Annotated in this window: 1 protein-coding gene; it reads left to right on the top strand. The window is 66.9% G+C overall.

The window, feature by feature from the left end:
* The coding region (locus tag NX794_RS35850; RefSeq protein ID WP_258783899.1) for an ATP-binding cassette domain-containing protein at positions 1–296 on the top strand (296 nt) is incomplete at both ends.

Here is a 296-nt window from a genome sequence, read left to right as displayed (position 1 = left end):
TCGCTGAACCCGCGGCAGACGGTCGGCAAGATCATCTCGGGTCCGATGGAGATCAACGGCATCAACCCGCCCGGTGGCCGGGAGAAGCGGGTCCGCGAACTCCTCGAAATCGTGGGCCTGAACCCCGAGCACTTCAACCGCTTCCCGCACGAGTTCTCCGGCGGCCAGCGCCAGCGCATCGGCGTCGCCCGCGCCCTCGCCCTGGAACCGAAGCTGATCGTCGCCGACGAACCCGTCTCCGCCCTGGACGTCTCCATCCAGGCCCAGGTCGTCAACCTGCTCCAGAAGGTACAGAA

Source organism: Streptomyces pyxinicus (genome assembly GCF_024753135.1).
GTDB classification, from domain to species: Bacteria; Actinomycetota; Actinomycetes; order Streptomycetales; family Streptomycetaceae; genus Streptomyces; species Streptomyces pyxinicus.
This window is presented reverse-complemented; position numbering and strand designations above follow the sequence as displayed.